This window comes from Serinicoccus shuyuelongi (assembly GCF_045032955.1).
GTDB lineage: Bacteria > Actinomycetota > Actinomycetes > Actinomycetales > Dermatophilaceae > Ornithinicoccus.
The window spans coordinates 779083-795854 of the sequence record NZ_JBJFZU010000002.1; the positions used below are offsets into that span (position 1 = coordinate 779083).

At 72.9% G+C, this 16772-nt stretch carries 13 protein-coding genes; 9 read left to right on the top strand and 4 right to left on the bottom strand.

Features of this window, described 5'->3' with window-relative positions; all coding sequences use genetic code 11:
* The first annotated feature begins 82 nt into the window (after nucleotides 1–82).
* The 4 genes from glmU (at nucleotide 83) to pth (ending at nucleotide 4153) form a co-directional block, all read left to right on the top strand.
* Entirely contained in the window at nucleotides 83–1603 is a 1521-nt protein-coding gene (gene glmU / locus ACI3EY_RS03965; protein WP_405039488.1) for a bifunctional UDP-N-acetylglucosamine diphosphorylase/glucosamine-1-phosphate N-acetyltransferase GlmU, read from the top strand.
* Nucleotides 1603–2586: a ribose-phosphate diphosphokinase gene (locus ACI3EY_RS03970; protein WP_405035832.1), complete on the top strand. Its 984-nt coding sequence runs from the start codon at nucleotides 1603–1605 to the stop codon at nucleotides 2584–2586. Before glmU ends, ACI3EY_RS03970 begins: the two co-directional genes overlap by 1 nt.
* 167 nt (nucleotides 2587–2753) lie before the next feature.
* Nucleotides 2754–3440 carry a 50S ribosomal protein L25/general stress protein Ctc gene (locus ACI3EY_RS03975; RefSeq protein ID WP_405035833.1) on the top strand — a complete coding sequence of 229 codons (687 nt, stop codon included), beginning with the start codon at nucleotides 2754–2756 and terminating at the stop codon, nucleotides 3438–3440.
* 113 nt (nucleotides 3441–3553) lie between these two features.
* Entirely contained in the window at nucleotides 3554–4153 is a 600-nt protein-coding gene (gene pth, locus ACI3EY_RS03980) for an aminoacyl-tRNA hydrolase (RefSeq protein ID WP_405039489.1), read from the top strand.
* Between the two features lie 61 nt (nucleotides 4154–4214).
* Here the strand turns inward: pth and ACI3EY_RS03985 are convergent, their stop codons facing one another.
* Both ACI3EY_RS03985 and ACI3EY_RS03990 read right to left on the bottom strand, forming a co-directional pair.
* Nucleotides 4215–4931, bottom strand: coding sequence for a PspA/IM30 family protein (locus ACI3EY_RS03985; protein WP_405035835.1), 717 nt, complete (start codon nucleotides 4929–4931; stop codon nucleotides 4215–4217).
* A gap of 103 nt (nucleotides 4932–5034) precedes the next feature.
* On the bottom strand, nucleotides 5035–7107 hold the full coding sequence (locus ACI3EY_RS03990; protein WP_405039490.1) for a TPM domain-containing protein: 2073 nt from the start codon (nucleotides 7105–7107) through the stop codon (nucleotides 5035–5037).
* 156 nt (nucleotides 7108–7263) lie between these two features.
* Between ACI3EY_RS03990 and mfd the strand changes: the two genes are divergently transcribed.
* Entirely contained in the window at nucleotides 7264–10890 is a 3627-nt protein-coding gene (gene mfd / locus ACI3EY_RS03995; RefSeq protein ID WP_405039491.1) for a transcription-repair coupling factor, read from the top strand.
* A gap of 131 nt (nucleotides 10891–11021) precedes the next feature.
* Here the strand turns inward: mfd and ACI3EY_RS04000 are convergent, their stop codons facing one another.
* Both ACI3EY_RS04000 and ACI3EY_RS04005 read right to left on the bottom strand, forming a co-directional pair.
* Nucleotides 11022–11462: a DUF6918 family protein gene (locus ACI3EY_RS04000; RefSeq protein WP_405035838.1), complete on the bottom strand. Its 441-nt coding sequence runs from the start codon at nucleotides 11460–11462 to the stop codon at nucleotides 11022–11024.
* Between the two features lie 66 nt (nucleotides 11463–11528).
* Entirely contained in the window at nucleotides 11529–12944 is a 1416-nt protein-coding gene (locus ACI3EY_RS04005; RefSeq protein WP_405039492.1) for an MFS transporter, read from the bottom strand.
* A gap of 234 nt (nucleotides 12945–13178) precedes the next feature.
* Between ACI3EY_RS04005 and ACI3EY_RS04010 the strand changes: the two genes are divergently transcribed.
* From ACI3EY_RS04010 to ACI3EY_RS04025, 4 genes are all read left to right on the top strand, one after another.
* The gene (locus ACI3EY_RS04010; RefSeq protein WP_405035840.1) at nucleotides 13179–13724 is read left to right on the top strand and encodes a hypothetical protein; all 546 of its coding nucleotides are present in this window, start codon (nucleotides 13179–13181) and stop codon (nucleotides 13722–13724) included.
* Nucleotides 13700–14752 carry a MazG nucleotide pyrophosphohydrolase domain-containing protein gene (locus ACI3EY_RS04015; protein ID WP_405039493.1) on the top strand — a complete coding sequence of 351 codons (1053 nt, stop codon included), beginning with the start codon at nucleotides 13700–13702 and terminating at the stop codon, nucleotides 14750–14752. The genes ACI3EY_RS04010 and ACI3EY_RS04015 overlap by 25 nt, the downstream gene beginning before the upstream one ends.
* 72 nt (nucleotides 14753–14824) lie before the next feature.
* Nucleotides 14825–16105, top strand: a complete 1281-nt coding sequence (gene eno / locus ACI3EY_RS04020) for a phosphopyruvate hydratase (protein ID WP_405035842.1) — start codon at nucleotides 14825–14827, stop codon at nucleotides 16103–16105.
* Between the two features lie 109 nt (nucleotides 16106–16214).
* A complete protein-coding gene (locus ACI3EY_RS04025; RefSeq protein WP_405035843.1) occupies nucleotides 16215–16757 on the top strand; it encodes an FtsB family cell division protein in 543 nt (180 codons plus the stop codon).
* Nucleotides 16758–16772: the final 15 nt, after the last annotated feature.

Here is a 16772-nt window from a genome sequence, read left to right on the forward strand (position 1 = left end):
GGGGTACTCACCCGCCCATCATGTCAAGCCCCGTCCCGGAGGCCGCACGAAACCCGTCCGGGGCGCAGGTAGAGTCGGGCGGGTGACGACCCCCCAGCCTGCTGCCGTCATCATCCTCGCCGCCGGTCAGGGCACCCGGATGAAGAGCTCCATCCCCAAGGTGCTGCACCGGATCGGCGGGCGATCCCTGCTCGGTCACGCGCTGTATGCCGCCCGCCACGTCGCTCCGCGCCACCTGGCCGTGGTCGTCCGGCACGAGCGCGAGCAGGTCGCCGCCCATGTCGCGGAGGTCGACCCGCGGGCCACCGTCGCCGACCAGGACGAGGTCCCCGGCACCGGTCGCGCCTGCGAGTGCGGGCTGCTGGCCTTGCCCGAGGACCTGACCGGCACCGTGCTGGTCACCATGGGTGATGTGCCCCTGCTGACCGGACAGACCCTCGCCGAGCTGACCCGGGTGCACGAGGAGCGCGGCTCCGCGGTCACCCTGCTCTCGGCCGTGGTCCCGGACGCCGGCAGCTACGGCCGGGTGGTGCGTGACGCCGACGGCGAGCTCGCCGAGATCATGGAGTTCAAGGACGCGAAGGCGCACCGCGAGGCGGGCGACGAGTACGCGCACGTGGTCGACATCACCGAGTACAACTCGGGCATCTACGCCTTCGACGCCGAGGTGCTGCGCCGCGCGCTGGGGCAGGTCGGCCAGACCAACGCCCAGGGTGAGAAGTACCTCACCGACGTCATCAAGATCGCCCGCGAGGAGGGTCGGACCGTGGTGGCGCACCCGCTGGCCGACCTGATGCAGACCGAGGGCGTCAACGACAAGGTGCAGCTGGCCACCCTCGGCAAGGTCCTCAACCGCCGCCTGGTGGAGCAGCACATGCGGGACGGCGTGATCGTGGTCGACCCGGACACCACCTGGATCGACGCCGACGTCAGCATCGGGCCCGACACCGTGATCCGCCCCGGCACCCAGATCCTGGGGGCCACCACGATCGGTGCCGAGGCGACGATCGGCCCGGACAGCACGGTCAGCGACTGCGAGGTCGGGGACCGGGCCAGCGTGGTGCGCACCCAGGCCGAGCACGCCCGGATCGGCGCCGACGCCAGCGTCGGCCCCTTCTCCTACCTGCGGCCCGGCACCGTGCTGGGGGAGCGGGGCAAGATCGGCGGCTTCGTCGAGACGAAGAACGCGCAGATCGGCGCCGGGGCCAAGGTCCCGCACCTGACCTACTGCGGCGACGCCACGATCGGCGAGGGAGCCAACATCGGCGCCGGCACCATCTTCGCCAACTACGACGGGGTGGCCAAGCACCACACCACCGTCGGCCGGCACAGCTTCGTCGGGTCCGACTCCGTGCTGGTCGCCCCGGTCGACATCGGCGACGGCGCGTACGTCGCCGCCGGGTCCACCATCGAGGGCCGCGTCGAGCCCGGCCAGATCGCGGTCGCCCGCGGCCGGCAGCGCAACGTCGACGGCTGGGTCGCGCGACGGCGGGCCGGCACCCCGACCGCGGCGGCGGCCCAGGAGGCCATCGACCGCGGAGACCGGGACACCTCGTCGCGGACCTCCCGCACCGAGGACGACCCGACGGCTCAGGAGGGCTGATGACCGGCATCCACAAGACCACCGAGAAGAACCTGATGGTCTTCTCCGGCAGGGCGCACGGGGCACTGGCCCAGGAGGTGGCCGACGCGCTCGGCACCCACCTGGTCCCGATGCAGGCCTACACCTTCGCGAACAGCGAGATCTACGTCCGCTTCGACGAGTCGGTGCGCGGCTGCGACGCCTTCGTCATCCAGAGCCACACCGCCCCGGTCAACGAGTGGATCATGGAGCACCTGATCATGGTCGACGCGCTCAAGCGCGGGTCGGCCAAGCGCATCACCGTGGTGCTCCCGTTCTACGGGTATGCCCGTCAGGACAAGAAGCACCGTGGTCGCGAACCGATCTCGGCCCGGCTGATGGCCGACCTCTTCAAGACGGCCGGCGCCGACCGGCTGCTCGCCGTCGACCTGCACACCGCCCAGATCCAGGGCTTCTTCGACGGCCCGGTGGACCACCTGATGGCGCTGCCGATCCTGTCCGAGCACGTGCTGCAGAACTACGGCGACGAGAAGCTCGCGGTCGTCTCCCCGGACGCCGGCCGGATCAAGGTCGCCGAGTGGTGGAGCAACCGCCTGGGCGGGGTGCCGCTGGCCTTCATCCACAAGACCCGCGACGTCGAGCGGCCCAACCAGTCCGTCGCCAACCGGGTGGTCGGTGAGGTCGAGGGGCGGACCTGCATCCTGGTCGACGACATGATCGACTCCGGAGGCACCATCTGCCAGGCCGCGGAGGCGCTGATGCAGGACGGGGCCAAGAGCGTCGTCATCGCGGCGACGCACGCGATCTTCTCGGGACCGGCCATCGAACGGCTGAGCGGCTCGGTGGCCCGGGAGGTCGTCGTCACGAACACCCTCCCCATCTCGGAGGAGGCGCACGCGATGGAGAAGCTCACCGTGCTGTCCATCGCGCCGTTGCTCAGCCGTGCCATCCGCGAGGTCTTCGAGGACGGGTCGGTCACGTCGATGTTCGAGGGCCGCGCCTGATTTCGTCGCCCCCAGGGCAGGACGATAGACTGAGGGACGTTGCCTCGGCGAGGGACGCTGCACGGTGTCCGTCATCGACGAAGAGCTCAGTGTCGGGCCTGTCCCCGTGCCGTGTCCCGCGTCGAGGCCTCTCCCTGCACACCGCATACCGAAGAAGGTCCTGACCCATGGCTGACGAGCTGAAGATTCCCGCCGAGAAGCGCACCGAGTTCGGCAAGGGCGCCGCCCGCCGGATCCGCCGGGCCGACAAGGTCCCCGCCGTCCTCTACGGCCACGGCACCGACCCCGTCCACCTGTCGCTGCCCGGTCACGACGCGATGCTGGCGCTGCGGCACAGCAACGCCGTGCTGACCCTGGACGTCGAGGGTGAGCAGCACATGGCCCTGGCCAAGGACGTGCAGCGCGACCCGATCAAGCGTTTCATCGAGCACGTCGACCTGGTCGTCGTGCGCAAGGGCGAGAAGGTGACCGTCGAGGTCGGCGTGCACGTCGAGGGCGACGCCGCGCCGGAGACCGTCGTCACCGTCGAGCAGAACTCGCTCGAGGTCGAGGCCGACTACACCAAGATCCCCGAGTGGCTGATCGTCTCGGTCGAGGGCATGAAGGCCGGCACCCAGGTGCTCGCCAGCGACGTCGAGCTGCCCGAGGGCGTGACCATGGTCACCAACCCGGAGTACCTGGTCGTGAACGTGACCCAGGCCATCTCCGAGGAGGCCCTGGAGGCCGAGCTCGCCGAGGCCGAGGCCGAGGCCGGCATCGAGCAGGACGAGTCCGACGAGGAGGCCGCCGAGGCCGGCAGCGACTCCGAGGGCGACGGCGAGACTGCTGCCGAGGACTCCTCCAAGGACGACTGACCCATCGCGGGTGGACGCGCACCGCGTCCTTCCCCGAACGCGCCGGTGGCCGCGTCAGGTGCTCACGCACCCGGCGCGGCCACGGCCGCATCCGGACACGATCAGGAGCGGGCATGAGTGAGGCACCCTGGCTGGTGGTGGGCCTGGGCAACCCCGGAGCGGGGTATGCCGGGAACCGGCACAACATCGGCGCGATGGTCGTCGCCGCGCTGGCGCAGCAGGAGCGGGCGAGCCTGCGCGAGCACAAGGCGGGGCGGGCCTGGGCCGCGGAGGTCCGGCTCGGCACGGCACCCGGTGGGCTCCCCGGCCCGCGTGCGGTGCTCGCCCGGCCGAGGACCTACATGAACGTCTCCGGCGGACCCGTCTCGGCGCTCACGAAGTTCTACAAGGTGCCCATCGAGCAGGTCGTCGTGGTGCACGACGAGCTGGACATCGACTTCGGCCAGGTCCGGCTCAAGCGGGGCGGCGGCGAGGGCGGGCACAACGGGCTGCGCTCGATCAGCCAGTCACTCGGCAGCCGGGACTACCTGCGGGTGCGGCTGGGGGTGGGCCGGCCCCCGGGGCGCCAGGACCCCGCCGACCACGTGCTCTCCGACTTCCCGGCCAAGGACCGGCAGGAGGTCGAGCTGCTGGTCGGTGACGGCGTCGACGCCGTGGTCGACCTGGCCCAGCTGGGCCTGGAGACGACCCAGCAGCGGTTCCACGCGCGCTGAGCCGGGCCGGCGCCGGGGCGGGGGCCCCGGCCCCGGCGTCGCGCGCGGACCGCGGCCCGGCTCAGCCCTGGTTCTTGAGCTGCGCCAGCCGCGCCTCGACCTCGGCGTCGTCGTTGCTGCCCTCCAGCTCGGCGAACTGGTCCTCCAGGCTGGTGGTCCGCGCCTCGGCGCGCCCGGCGACCATCGCCTCCTGACGGCGGATGTTGTCCTCCCAGCGGGAGAGGTCGCTGCTGGGGTCCATCACGTCGATGGACCCCAGCGCGTCGCTGACCTTCTCCTGGGCCTCGACGCTGCGGGCCCGGGCGACCAGGGTGCTGCGCCGGGACTTGAGGTCCTCGAGCTTGGTCTTCATGGTGACCAGCCCCGCCTTGAGCTGCTCGACGGTCTGGTTCTGCTGGGTGATGCCCGGCTCGGCGGTCTTCACGTCGTTCTCGTGCTGGATCTGCCGCTGCAGGGCGACCCGCGCCAGGTTGTCGAACTTGAAGGCGCCGTCCGGGTCGCCGGCGGAACGCATCTGGTCCGCCTTCGTCGAGGCGGCGGCCGCCTTGCGGCCCCACTCCGCGGAGGCCTCGCGGTCGCTCTGCAGGTCCGACTCGGCCATCCGGACGTTGGCGATGGTCTGCGCGACCGCCTCCTCGGCCTCGGCGATGCTGTTGGAGTAGTCCCGGACCAGCTGGTCCAGCATCTTCTCCGGGTCCTCGGCGCGGTCCAGCAGGGAGTTGATGTTGGCCCTGGCCAGCTGGCTCATGCGGCCGATGATGGTCTGCTTCTGGGTCATGCTCGGTGTCCTTTCGTCGCCCGCCGGTTGGCGGTTCGTGCCGGTCGTGGTCGGTCGGTGCTGCGGGTGGGACGTGCGTGCGGTCCGGGTGGTTGCGCGGAGCTCAGAAGCGACCACCGCCGAAGCTGCCGCCTCCGCCACCCCCGCCGAAGGAGCCCCCGGAGAACCCGCCGCCACCGCCGAAGGAGCCACCGCCGCCCCAGCCGCCGGAGTGCCGGTGGCCGCCCCCGCCACCGCCGAGCAGGATGCCGCCCAGGAGGACGGACCAGGGGTCGATGCCGCCGGCCCGGCGCTGGCCGGGACCGCCGGGGCCGTCCCAGGAGGAGCGGTCGCGCTGCGCCTCGGTGAGGGCCTGCTCACCGAGCTGCTCGGCCCGGGTGAGCAGGTCCATCGCCGCGGCCGGTGAGCCGCTGCCCCGCTCCAGCGCCTCGTCGTAGAGGCGCAGCGCCTCGGAGATGCGGGTGCGGGCACCGCTGCTCATCGCACCTCGGCGGGTCGCGATGCCCTGGTCGATGCTGCGCAGCCGGGCACCGACCCGGGCGACCCGCTGGTCGAAGTCGGCACGCTGCTTGCCCTGGTGCGCCTCGGCCTCCCGCATCGGCTCCAGCAGCGTGTCCAGGTGGTGCTCGGCGGCGTCCAGCGCGGCCAGCGCGGCGAGCGGGTCGCCACCGGCGCGGGCCGAACGGGCCTGCTCGATGGCCTCCCGTGCCCGCTCCACCGCCCGCGTCACGGTCGGCTCGTTCGGCGCCAGCCGGCGCGCGTCCTGCAGGTCGGCGGAGAGCGAGGAGATGCCCCGGGTCAGCTCCTCGGCCGCGTTCCGCAGGTCCGTCTCGGCGCTGGAGATCTGGTCCAGCAGCACGGAGGCCTGGCCGAGGGACTCCTCGGCGGCGCGGGCCGCGGCGACCGCGGAGGGTCGGTCGTCCCGCTGCAGGGAGGTGCGGCCGGCGGTGACGAAGCCCTGGGCCGAGTCGAGCAGGTCGGCGGCCTGCTCCAGGTTGTCGCGGACGGTGCTGAGCGCGTGCGCGGGATGCCGGGCGGCGAGCCCGTCCAGCTCCTGGGCGGCTGACGGCAGCCGGTCCCGGGTCTCCCGGGTGCGCCCGGCGAGCTCCTCCAGGAACTGCGGCACCCGGTCCTGCAGGGCGCGCAGCGCGGCGAACTCCTCGGCGTGCGCCTGCAGGGTCTGCTGCGCGGTCTCGCCCAGGTCCAGGATGCGCACCAGCATGCCGCGCTCGACGTTCTCGGGCGGGTCGGTGTCGTCCAGCTGCTGGCGCAGGCTGAAGGCCTCGGTGGCGGCGCGCTTCGCCTGCACCAGGACCTGCTCGAACTTCTCCGTGCGCTGGTCGCCGAACTGGGCCTGGGCGAAGGCCAGCTCCTCCTCGGCGGACCGGATCTCGTTGTCCATCGCCACCAGGGCCTCGGCGGCCTCCCGCTGCAGCTCGGGCAGGCTGGCGCCCTGCGCCCGGGGCGGAACCGGCCCGGCGGAGGGGTCGGCCCGCTTGCGGTCCTTGCGCCGGGAGCCCAGCATCACCGCACCACCGATCACCAGCGGGGTGAGCAGCAGCACCGGGAAGGCGACGCCCAGGCCGGGTCCCGAGGCGCTGGGGTAGACCGACTCCCCGTCCGGGACGGCGACGCCGGACCCCGAACCCGAGGAACCGGCATACTCCCGGGCGAAGCCGTCGACGGCCCCCTCGACCGCTCCCGCCCAGTCGTCCTGCGCCAGGAACGGCTCGATGTCCTGCAGCTGCACGGTTTCCAACGCGGACGCGGACAAGGTCCCACCTGCGTCACCGACGCCGTAGGCCCGCTGGTCGACCGCCACCGCCAGCAGCAGGTCCCCGGCGCCCATACCGGACTCCTCGGAGGTGAGCTCGGCCCACTCGGGGCCGGCGACCGGCGCGCCGGAGGCGTCGGTGAACTCGTCGACGTAGGCGACGAAGAGCTGCAGCCCGGTCTCCTCGCGCAGCTCCTCGATCCGCTCAACGGACTGCTGCTCCTGCTCGTCGGTGAGGACGTCCGCGGAGTCGAGGACCGGCTCCTCCAGGTAGAGCGGCTCCTGGGCCTGCACGGCCGGGGCCAGCGGGCCGGCGACGAGGACGAGGGCACCGGCGGCCAGCGCCAGCCCGAGGCGGGCCCGGGCGCGCCCGGGGGACGTGCTGCGTCTGGTCTGGCTCACGGGGTGATCCTCCTCGACCGGCGGCCCGCACGCCACCCCCTGGCATGCTCGGCCCAGCATGCCACGAGGTGGGCTCGTGCCGGGGAGCGGCAGGGGCCCGGCGGCGTAGACTTGTGGGTCTCTCCCGACCGCTCCCTCCGTGAGGATCCTCTCGTCATGCCCCTGGCACCCCTGCTGGACACCCTGCGCGCCGAGGCCTCGCTGGCGCCCGTGCTGGAGGCGGCTCGTGCGGGTGAGCCGGCGCTCGAGGTCTCGGCCGCCCCGGGGGCCCACGCCGCCCTGGTGGGGCTGCTGGCCGCCGGGGACGAGCAGCCGCTGCTGGCGGTCACCGCCACCGGCCGCGAGTCCGAGGACCTGGTCCTGGCCCTGGGGGACCTGCTCCCGGACGGTCCGGACGCGGTGGCCGGCTTCCCCAGCTGGGAGACCCTGCCGCACGAACGGCTGAGCCCCCGCTCGGACACCGTCGGGCGACGCCTGGCCACGCTGCGCCGGCTCGCGCACCCCGACCCCGCAGACCCCGGCACCGGGCCGGTCAAGGTCGTGGTGGCGAGCGTGCGGGCGCTGCTCCAGCCCCTGGTCAGGGGACTGGGCGAGCTGGTGCCGGTGCAGCTGCGGGCCGGGGACGAGCGGCCGCTCACCGACGTCGCGCAGGCCCTGGTCGCGGCGGCCTACACCCGGGTGGACATGGTGGAGCGGCGCGGCGAGTTCGCGGTCCGGGGCGGGATCCTGGACGTCTTCCCGCCGACCGACGAGCACCCCGTCCGGGTGGAGTTCTGGGGCGACGAGGTGGAGGAGGTGCGCTGGTTCAAGGTCGCCGACCAGCGCAGCCTGGAGATCGCCCCGCACGGGCTCTACGCCCCGCCCTGCCGGGAGCTGCTGCTCACCGACGCGGTGCGCGCGCGGGCCGCCGAACTGGTGGACGTGCTGCCCGGTGCGGAGGACATGCTGGCCAAGGTCGCCGAGGGCATCGCGGTCGAGGGCATGGAGTCCCTGGCCCCCGCCCTGGTCGACGGTATGGAGACACTCGTCGACGTGCTGCCCTCCGGTTCCCGGGTGGTGGTCCTGGACCCCGAGCGGGTCCGCACCCGTGCGCACGACCTGGTGAGCACGAGCGAGGAGTTCCTGCAGGCGGGCTGGGCCGCGGCCGCCGGGGGAGGGGCCAGCGTGCCGATCGACCTGCAGCAGGTCCTCGGCACCGCGTCCTCGTGGTCGCTGGCGGACATGCGCTCGCACACCCTGGGCTCGCGCCGGTCCTGGTGGTCGCTGTCCGCCTTCACCGCGGACGAGAGTCTGCAGGAGTTCGCCGCGGACGGCGAGGGCACCGGGACCGACGTCGAGGTGCGTTCGCTGAACGTGCCCTCGGTGCCGGTGACGGCATACCGCAGCGACGCCGAGGCGATCGTCGGGGACGTGCGCGGGTGGCTGGCCGAGGGCCGCCCGGTGGTGCTGGCCCTGGAGGGCCACGGCCTCGCACGGCGGGTCGGTGAGGTCCTCGCCGAGCACGAGGTCCCGAACACGGTGCTGGACGAGCTGCCCGCGGGGCCGCTGCCGACCGACCTGGTCACCGTCACCTCCGGGCACGTGGGTCGCGGGTTCCAGCTCGCAGGGTCGCTGGTGCTGCTCGGCGAGACCGACCTGACCGGGAGTCAGTCGACCGGCGGGTCGACGCGGGACATGCGCCGGATGCCGTCGCGGCGCCGCCAGCAGGTCGACCCGCTGCAGCTGCGCCCGGGGGACCACGTGGTGCACGAGCAGCACGGGGTGGGTCGTTTCGTGGAGATGGTGCAGCGCTCGGTCCAGGGCGCGGTCCGCGAGTACGTGGTGCTGGAGTACGCGTCCTCCAAGCCGCGCGGGCACGGGCAGCCGGACCGGCTCTACCTGCCCACCGACCAGCTGGACCAGCTGACCAAGTACGTGGGTGGTGAGGCGCCGACCCTGCACCGCCTCGGCGGCGCCGACTGGCAGAAGACCAAGTCACGGGCCCGCAAGCACGTGCGGCAGATCGCCGGCGAGCTGATCCGTCTCTACTCGGCGCGGCAGGCGACCACCGGGCACGCCTTCGGGCCGGACAGCCCGTGGCAGCGCGAGCTGGAGGACGCCTTCGCGCACGCCGAGACCCCCGACCAGCTGATCTCCATCGAGGAGGTCAAGTCGGACATGGAGAAGACCGTGCCGATGGACCGCCTGATCAGCGGCGACGTCGGCTACGGCAAGACCGAGATCGCGGTGCGTGCGGCCTTCAAGGCGATCCAGGACGGCAAGCAGGTGGCGATCCTGGTGCCGACGACGCTGCTGGTCCAGCAGCACCTGCAGACCTTCACCGAGCGGTATGCCCAGTTCCCCGTGGTGGTGCGTGCGCTGTCCCGGTTCCAGACCGACAAGGAGGCCAAGGAGGTCATCGCCGGGATCGCCGACGGCTCGGTGGACCTGGTCATCGGCACCCACCGGCTGCTCGGTTCGACGGTGCGCTTCAAGGACCTCGGGCTGGTCGTCATCGACGAGGAGCAGCGCTTCGGGGTCGAGCACAAGGAGCAGCTCAAGGCGCTGCGCACCGACGTCGACGTGCTGGCGATGTCGGCGACGCCGATCCCGCGGACCCTGGAGATGGCGGTCACCGGGATCCGTGAGATGTCCACCCTGGCGACGCCGCCGGAGGAGCGGCACCCGGTGCTCACCTTCGTCGGGGGCTACGACGAGAAGCAGATCGGGGCGGCGGTCCGGCGCGAGCTGCTGCGCGAGGGGCAGGTCTTCTACGTCCACAACAAGGTCGGCTCCATCGAGAAGGCGGCCTCCCGGCTGCGCGAGCTGGTGCCCGAGGCGCGGATCGAGACCGCGCACGGGCAGATGGGCGAGCACCGGCTGGAGCAGGTCGTCCTGGACTTCTGGGAGCGCCGCTTCGACGTGCTGGTGTGCACCACCATCGTCGAGACCGGGCTGGACATCCCGAACGCGAACACGCTGATCGTGGAGCGGGCCGACGCCTTCGGGCTCTCCCAGCTGCACCAGCTGCGGGGGCGGGTCGGGCGCGGCCGGGAGCGGGCGTACGCCTACTTCCTCTACCCGCCGGAGAAGCCGTTGACCGAGACCGCGGTGGACCGGCTGCAGACGATCGCCTCGCACACCGACCTCGGGGCCGGGATCGCGGTGGCGATGAAGGACCTGGAGATCCGCGGTGCCGGCAACCTGCTGGGCGGGGAGCAGTCCGGGCACATCGAGGGCGTCGGCTTCGACCTGTACATCCGGCTCGTCGGCGAAGCGGTGGCGGCCTACAAGGGCGAGGCCGGGGAGAGCGCACCGGCGGAGGTGAAGATCGAGCTGCCGGTGGACGCCCACCTGCCGCACGACTACGTGCCGGGCGAGCGGCTGCGGCTGGAGGCATACCGCAAGCTGGCGCAGGTCGGTGACGAGGACGGGCTGGCCCGGATCCGCGAGGAGCTGGTGGACCGCTACGGCGAGCCGCCGCAGCCGGTGCAGACGCTGCTGGAGGTGGCGCGGCTGCGGACCGTCGCGCGTGCCGCCGGGATCAGCGACGTCGCGCTGCAGGGGCAGATGGTGCGCTTCGGGCCGGTGGAGAACCTGCGGGAGAGCCAGCAGCTGCGCCTCACCCGGGTCTACAAGGGCACGCTCATCAAGCCCGCGACCCGGCAGGTGCTGGTGCCGGTGCCCAAGACCGCCCCGGTCGGCGGGAAGCCGCTGCGCGACCAGGAGATCCTGGACTGGGCGTCCCAGCTGCTGCGGTCGATCTTCCTGGACGACTTCGCCTCGAGCTCGACGTCGACCTGACCTGACCTGGCCTGACCCCATCACCGACCGGGCGAGCGTTGTGTCTCGACCGGGCGAGCGTTGTGTCCTGACCGGGCGCGCGTCGTGTTCCGACCGGGCGCGCGTTGTGTCCTGACCGGGCGAGCGGAAGGTCAGCGCACGAAGCCCTCGAGCGTCGCGCCGAGCCCCGGCAGGGCAGCGATGACGTGGTCCTTGGCCTTGCCGCGGAACGAGCTGTACACCCTGCCCAACGGGTTGCCCTCGACCCGGCTGGCCGAGGCGTCCGCGACCGCCAGGAGCTCGTCGGCCACCTGGCCGGAGCGACCGGGTGCCGAGAGGTAGGTGCCGAACGGCTCGTCCCCCTTGGCGTCGAAGTGGGGGTCGAGGGCGCGTGCTACGCCGGGCAGCAACCGGTCGATGCCCTTGCGGACGCTGCTCTCGCTGGCCTTCTTGGCTCCGGAGTAGGCGGTCCGCAGCATGGTGCCCGAGATGCCCTTCTTGCCGGCGACCTCGGAGTCGGCCAGCCGCAGCAGGGCCTCGGTGACCTGCGGACGGGTCTCCGGCGCGAGGAGTGCGGTGCTCAGAGTGCTCATCGGACGAGCATGGCACGGGTATGCCCCCGCGCGGGGGCGGGTGCGCGCGTCAGGGGCGGGGATCGGTCACCGTCGGCGCAGGTCCCACCAGGCGGCGGCGAGCGCCGCGCTGAGCAGGACCAGAGCTGCGAGGAGCGCTGCCCGCAGGGCCACCGCCGGGTCGGTGGCGTCGGTGCCGAGGGTGAGTTGATAGACGGTGACCAGGAGCGCCGCCCCGATGGAGGAGCCCACCCGCTGACCCGTCTGCAGCGCGCCACCGGCGGCGCCGCCCATCCGGGGCGGGACCTGCGCCAGGGTCAGCGTGAAGTTGGGGGAGATCACCCCGCCGCCGCCGAGCCCGGAGACCAGCAGCGGGATCCCCATCCACAGCCACAGCAGCTGTCGGTCGTCGACGTACGGGACGACGAGGGCCAGGACCAGCAGCCCGCTCATCATCACGCTCAGCGCCCGGACGGTGATCCGACGGCCCCAGCGCGCCACCAGCCGGCCCGCGGCGGGGGCGGAGACGGCGGCTCCCACCGCGAAGGGCGTCATCACCAGCGCGGCTGCCAGGGCGTCATACCCCAGCCCGTCCTGCAGGAAGATCGAGGTGACGAGGAAGACCCCGGTGAACCCGGTGAAGTAGAGGGTGCCGACCACGATGCCGTTGCCGTAGCCCGGGGTGCGGCGCAGCAGATCGACGTCCAGGAGCGGTGCACCCTCGCGGCGTGCCAGCCGCAGCTCCCACCGCACGAAGGCCCACCCTGCCACCGGCGCTAGCACCAGGAGCAGCAGGGCCATCGGCCGCCCGCTCTCCAGGGCGACCACCGGGAGCAGCAGGAGGATCACGGTGAGGCCGACCAGGGCGGACCCGACGAGATCGAGCCGGGGGTCACCCCGTCCCTGCTGCTGGCGGCCGGGAACGATCCGGGAGATGGCGACCAGCAGGGCCAGACCGATCGGCACGTTGACCAGGAAGATCCAGCGCCAGCCGTCGTCGGTCCCCGCCACGGCCAGGATGAGTCCGCCGACAAGGGGGCCGATGGCGGAGGAGACGGCGACGGTGAAGCCGAAGAGACCGAAGGCCCGCCCTCGTTCGTCACCGTCGAAGAACTGCTGAATGATGCCGGTGTTCTGCGGTGAGAGCAGCCCGGCCGAGACGCCCTGGAGCAGCCGCGCCGCGATGAGCCACTCGGCGGTCGGCGCCAGCCCGCAGGCAGCGCTGGCGAGCACGAAGCCGGTGAGGCCGATGAGCATCAACCGGCGTCGCCCGAAGGCGTCGCCCAGCCGACCACCGGTGACGAGCATCAGACCGAACGTGAGGGCATACCCGGAGACGACCCACTGGATGGTGGCCGGGGTGGTGTCCAGGCCGGAGCGCATGGACGGCAGCGCGATGTTGACGATGGTGACGTCAAGCAGGGACATGAACCCGACGGCGAGCGTGACCCCGAGGATGCGCCACCGCGCCGGATCGGGTCGCGTGGCGGTGGTGGACGGCACCGACGCACGGTACCCCGGGTGCACAACGCTCGCCCGGTCGGGACAGAGTGCTCGCCCGGTGGGTGCGCAACGCTCGCCCGGTGGGGACAGAGTGCTCGCCCGGTGGGTGCACAACGCTCGCCCGGTGGGGACAGAGTGCTCGCCTGGTGGGTGCACAACGCTCGCCCGGTGGGGACAGAGTGCTCGCCCGGTCGGGGGAGAAGGCCGGGGAAGGGGGCGTGCGATGATGTCCGCGTGAAGCGCACGACACGCACGCCGACCTCCGTGGCCCTCGCCGTGACCGCCACGCTCGCCCTGGCCGGGTGCAGCGGGATGGGGATGAGCGAGGGAGCCGTCATCGACGGCACCGCCTACTCCATCGCCGACGTGCAGGAGGCCGCGGCCCAGCTCAGCCAGGTCTCGGCCGAGCCGGTCGACGTGCAGACGGTGATCTACGAGGCCGGGGTCATCCCGCTGCTGGAGCCGGCCTTCGTCGGCACCCCGTACGAGGCCACCGAGTCCGTGCTGCGCAGCAACCTTGCCGAGGCCGGGCTCGAGGAGGAGGCCAGCGACCTCACCCTCGAGGCCGCCACCTTCCGGCACTACGGGTCCGTGCTCAGCTCGCCCGAGGCCGCGGCCGACCCCGAGCTGGAGCCGGTGCTCGTCGCCCTGCAGTCGGTGACACAGGAGGACATCGCCGGCCTCCCGGTCGAGGTCAACCCCCGCTTCGGCGCGTGGGACGCCTCCGGCGGCGGCGTCGTGCCCCAGGTGCCCGCGTGGATCCAGTCGTCCGACAGCTGACCCTTCTGCTCACCTCGCCCCGGGTCGCCCCGGGGCTGCTCTCGGCCTCCGCCTGGGAGGCGCTGCGGGCCGCCGACCACGTGCTCGCCCGTGACGTGGAGGCGGACACCCCCCGGGCGGTCGCCGCGGCGGGGGTGGCCGTGCGGCCTCTCCCGGGCGACGTGACCGGCAGCCCGCAGGCGGTGGCCGGCCACCTGCTCGGGCTGGACGGCGACCTGGTCTGGGTCGGCTCCCCGGACGGCGACCCCGGTCTCGCGGAGGCGTTGGCCGTGACGCTCCCGGAGGAGGGCGCCCCCACCCTGGAGCTGCTCGTCGGCTCCTGGGACACCCCCGGTGCCCGGCTGCTCGACGCCGTCGCCGTGATGGACCGGCTGCGCTCGCCCGGTGGCTGCCCCTGGGACGCCGAGCAGACGCACGCCGGGCTGACCCGCTACCTCATCGAGGAGGCGCACGAGGCGGCCGAGGTGCTGGAGCAGCTGGACGACGAGACCGACGAGCAGCTGCGCCAGGACGCGGTCGACGAGCTCGGTGACGTGCTGCTCCAGGTCCTCTTCCACGCCCGGGTGGGCGCCGAGCACGCGGACGACCCCTTCGACATCGACGACGTCGCCGCCACCCTCGTCGCCAAGCTGGTCCGCCGGCACCCGCACGTCTTCGCGGCGCCCGACGGCACCGACGGCGCCGATCACGACTTGGCCACCCCGGCGTCCGTGGAGGCCGGCTGGGAGCGGATCAAGGCGCAGGAGCAGGCGGCCGCCGGTGCCGTGCGCAACCACCCGCTGGACGGCGTCCCCACCGGTATGCCCCCGCTCGCCCGCGCCGCCAAGGTCGCCTCCCGGCTGGAGCGGCACGGCCGGGGGCAGTGGCTGCAGGACTGGTCCACCCGCGGCCGGGCCGAGGGCGAGGCCGGGGCCGACCTGCTGGCCGCGGTGCTGGACCTGCGCTCGCGCGGCCTGGACCCGGACGGTGCGCTGCGGCATACCCTGCGCGCCCTGGAGCAGGCTGCCCGCGCCGCCGACGAGGACTAGGCTGACGCACGACAGACGGCGCACGCCGCCGGACCGACGACCCCGACGTTCCCCCCTTCGAAAGGAGCGCACATGGCTGCCATCGACGCCATCATCGCCCGCGAGATCCTCGACTCCCGCGGCAACCCGACCGTGGAGGTGGAGGTCGCCCTGGACGACGGTACCGTCGCCCGCGCCGCCGTCCCCTCCGGTGCCTCCACCGGCGCCTTCGAGGCCGTCGAGCGCCGGGACGGCGACCCGTCGCGCTACCTCGGCAAGGGCGTCGAGCACGCCGTCACCGCCGTGATGGAGGACCTGGAGCCCCGCCTGCTGGGCTTCGACGCCTCCGAGCAGCGCCTCGTCGACGCCGAGATGCTGGCCGCCGACGGCACCGACAACAAGGCCGAGATCGGCGCCAACGCCATCCTCGGGGTGTCCCTGGCTGTCGCCAAGGCCGCCGCCGACTCGGCCGGGCTGCCGCTGTTCCGCTACGTCGGCGGGCCCAACGCGCACGTGCTGCCGGTGCCGATGATGAACATCCTCAACGGCGGCTCGCACGCCGACTCCAACGTCGACATCCAGGAGTTCATGATCGCCCCGATCGGGGCGGGCAGCTTCCGTGAGGCGCTGCGCTGGGGGACCGAGGTCTACCACGCGCTCAAGGACGTGCTGAAGTCGCGCAAGCTGGCCACCGGCCTCGGTGACGAGGGCGGCTTCGCGCCGAACCTGGACTCCAACCGCGCCGCGCTGGACCTCATCGTCGAGGCCATCAAGAAGGCCGGCTACGTCCCCGGCACCGACATCGCGCTGGCGCTGGACGTCGCCGCGAGCGAGTTCTACGACCGCGGCAAGTACACCTTCGAGGGCAAGAAGCGCAAGGCCGCCGACATGATCACCTACTACGCCGGGCTGGTCGACGCCTACCCGCTGGTCTCCATCGAGGACCCGCTGCACGAGGACGACTGGGAGGGCTGGGTGGCCATCACCGAGCGCCTCGGCGCCTCCGTGCAGCTGGTCGGCGACGACCTGTTTGTCACCAACCCCGAGCGGCTGCAGCGCGGCATCAGCGAGGGCGCCGCGAACGCCCTCCTGGTCAAGGTCAACCAGATCGGCTCGCTCACCGAGACCCTGGACGCCGTCACCCTGGCCCAGAGCAACGGATTCCGCTGCATGATGAGCCACCGCTCCGGCGAGACCGAGGACGTCACCATCGCCGACCTCGCGGTCGCCACCAACTGCGGCCAGATCAAGACCGGCGCCCCGGCCCGCTCCGAGCGTGTCGCCAAGTACAACCAGCTGCTGCGGATCGAGGAGGAGCTGGACGACGCGGCGGTGTATGCCGGCGCCGGCGCCTTCCCGCGCTTCCACCCCTGAGCCGTCCGCTGCTGCCCGCCCGGCCCGGCGCGGCCTCCGCCCGGGGCGGGCGGGCACGGCATACGCTGATCCCACCCGTCACGTCCATCGCACCCGTCCGAGGAGCACCATGAGCACGGCCCGCGGCCCGCGCGACCGGCGTCCCTCCGGTGCCGGCTCGCGCCCGCGCTCCACGACGCGCGCGACCAGCCGCCCCGGGCAGCGGGCCACCCCCCGCGCGGGGGCGACCGTGCCGGCCCGGCCGGCGCCGCCGCACGTGCGCCGGCTCATCGCCCTGGGCGCGCTGCTGGTCGTGATGGCCCTGGTGCTGGCCCCGGCCCTGTCCGGCTACCTGAGCCAACGCTCGGACATCGCCGCGGCCGAGCGCGAGATCGAGGCGGAGCGCCGGGAGATCGCCGCGCTGGAGACCGAGCTGGAGCGCTGGCAGGACTCCGACTACGTGGAGCAGCAGGCCCGTGAGCGGCTGCGTTTCGTGAAGGAGGGGGAGACCGCCTTCACGGTCATCGACGACACCGGCAGCGACTACACTGAGTCGCTGCCCGGAATGGCCCCGGTGAGTGATGACGTGATTGCCGACAGTCCCTGGTACGGCCAGGTGTGGGAATCCGTGAAGATCGCGAACGAGGGCCTCCCCGAGACCACGGAGCCCTGACACCCGGCTCCTCTG

What these genes read in the sequence shown, in the direction of transcription:
- ACI3EY_RS03970 (WP_405035832.1), top strand. Translation starts at nt 1,603, where the DNA reads ATGACCGGCATCCACAAGACCACCGAGAAGAACCTGATGGTCTTCTCC.
- ACI3EY_RS03975 (WP_405035833.1), top strand. Translation starts at nt 2,754, where the DNA reads ATGGCTGACGAGCTGAAGATTCCCGCCGAGAAGCGCACCGAGTTCGGC.
- pth (WP_405039489.1), top strand. Translation starts at nt 3,554, where the DNA reads ATGAGTGAGGCACCCTGGCTGGTGGTGGGCCTGGGCAACCCCGGAGCG.
- ACI3EY_RS03985 (WP_405035835.1), bottom strand. Translation starts at nt 4,931, where the DNA reads ATGACCCAGAAGCAGACCATCATCGGCCGCATGAGCCAGCTGGCCAGG.
- mfd (WP_405039491.1), top strand. Translation starts at nt 7,264, where the DNA reads ATGCCCCTGGCACCCCTGCTGGACACCCTGCGCGCCGAGGCCTCGCTG.
- ACI3EY_RS04000 (WP_405035838.1), bottom strand. Translation starts at nt 11,462, where the DNA reads ATGAGCACTCTGAGCACCGCACTCCTCGCGCCGGAGACCCGTCCGCAG.
- eno (WP_405035842.1), top strand. Translation starts at nt 14,825, where the DNA reads ATGGCTGCCATCGACGCCATCATCGCCCGCGAGATCCTCGACTCCCGC.
- ACI3EY_RS04025 (WP_405035843.1), top strand. Translation starts at nt 16,215, where the DNA reads ATGAGCACGGCCCGCGGCCCGCGCGACCGGCGTCCCTCCGGTGCCGGC.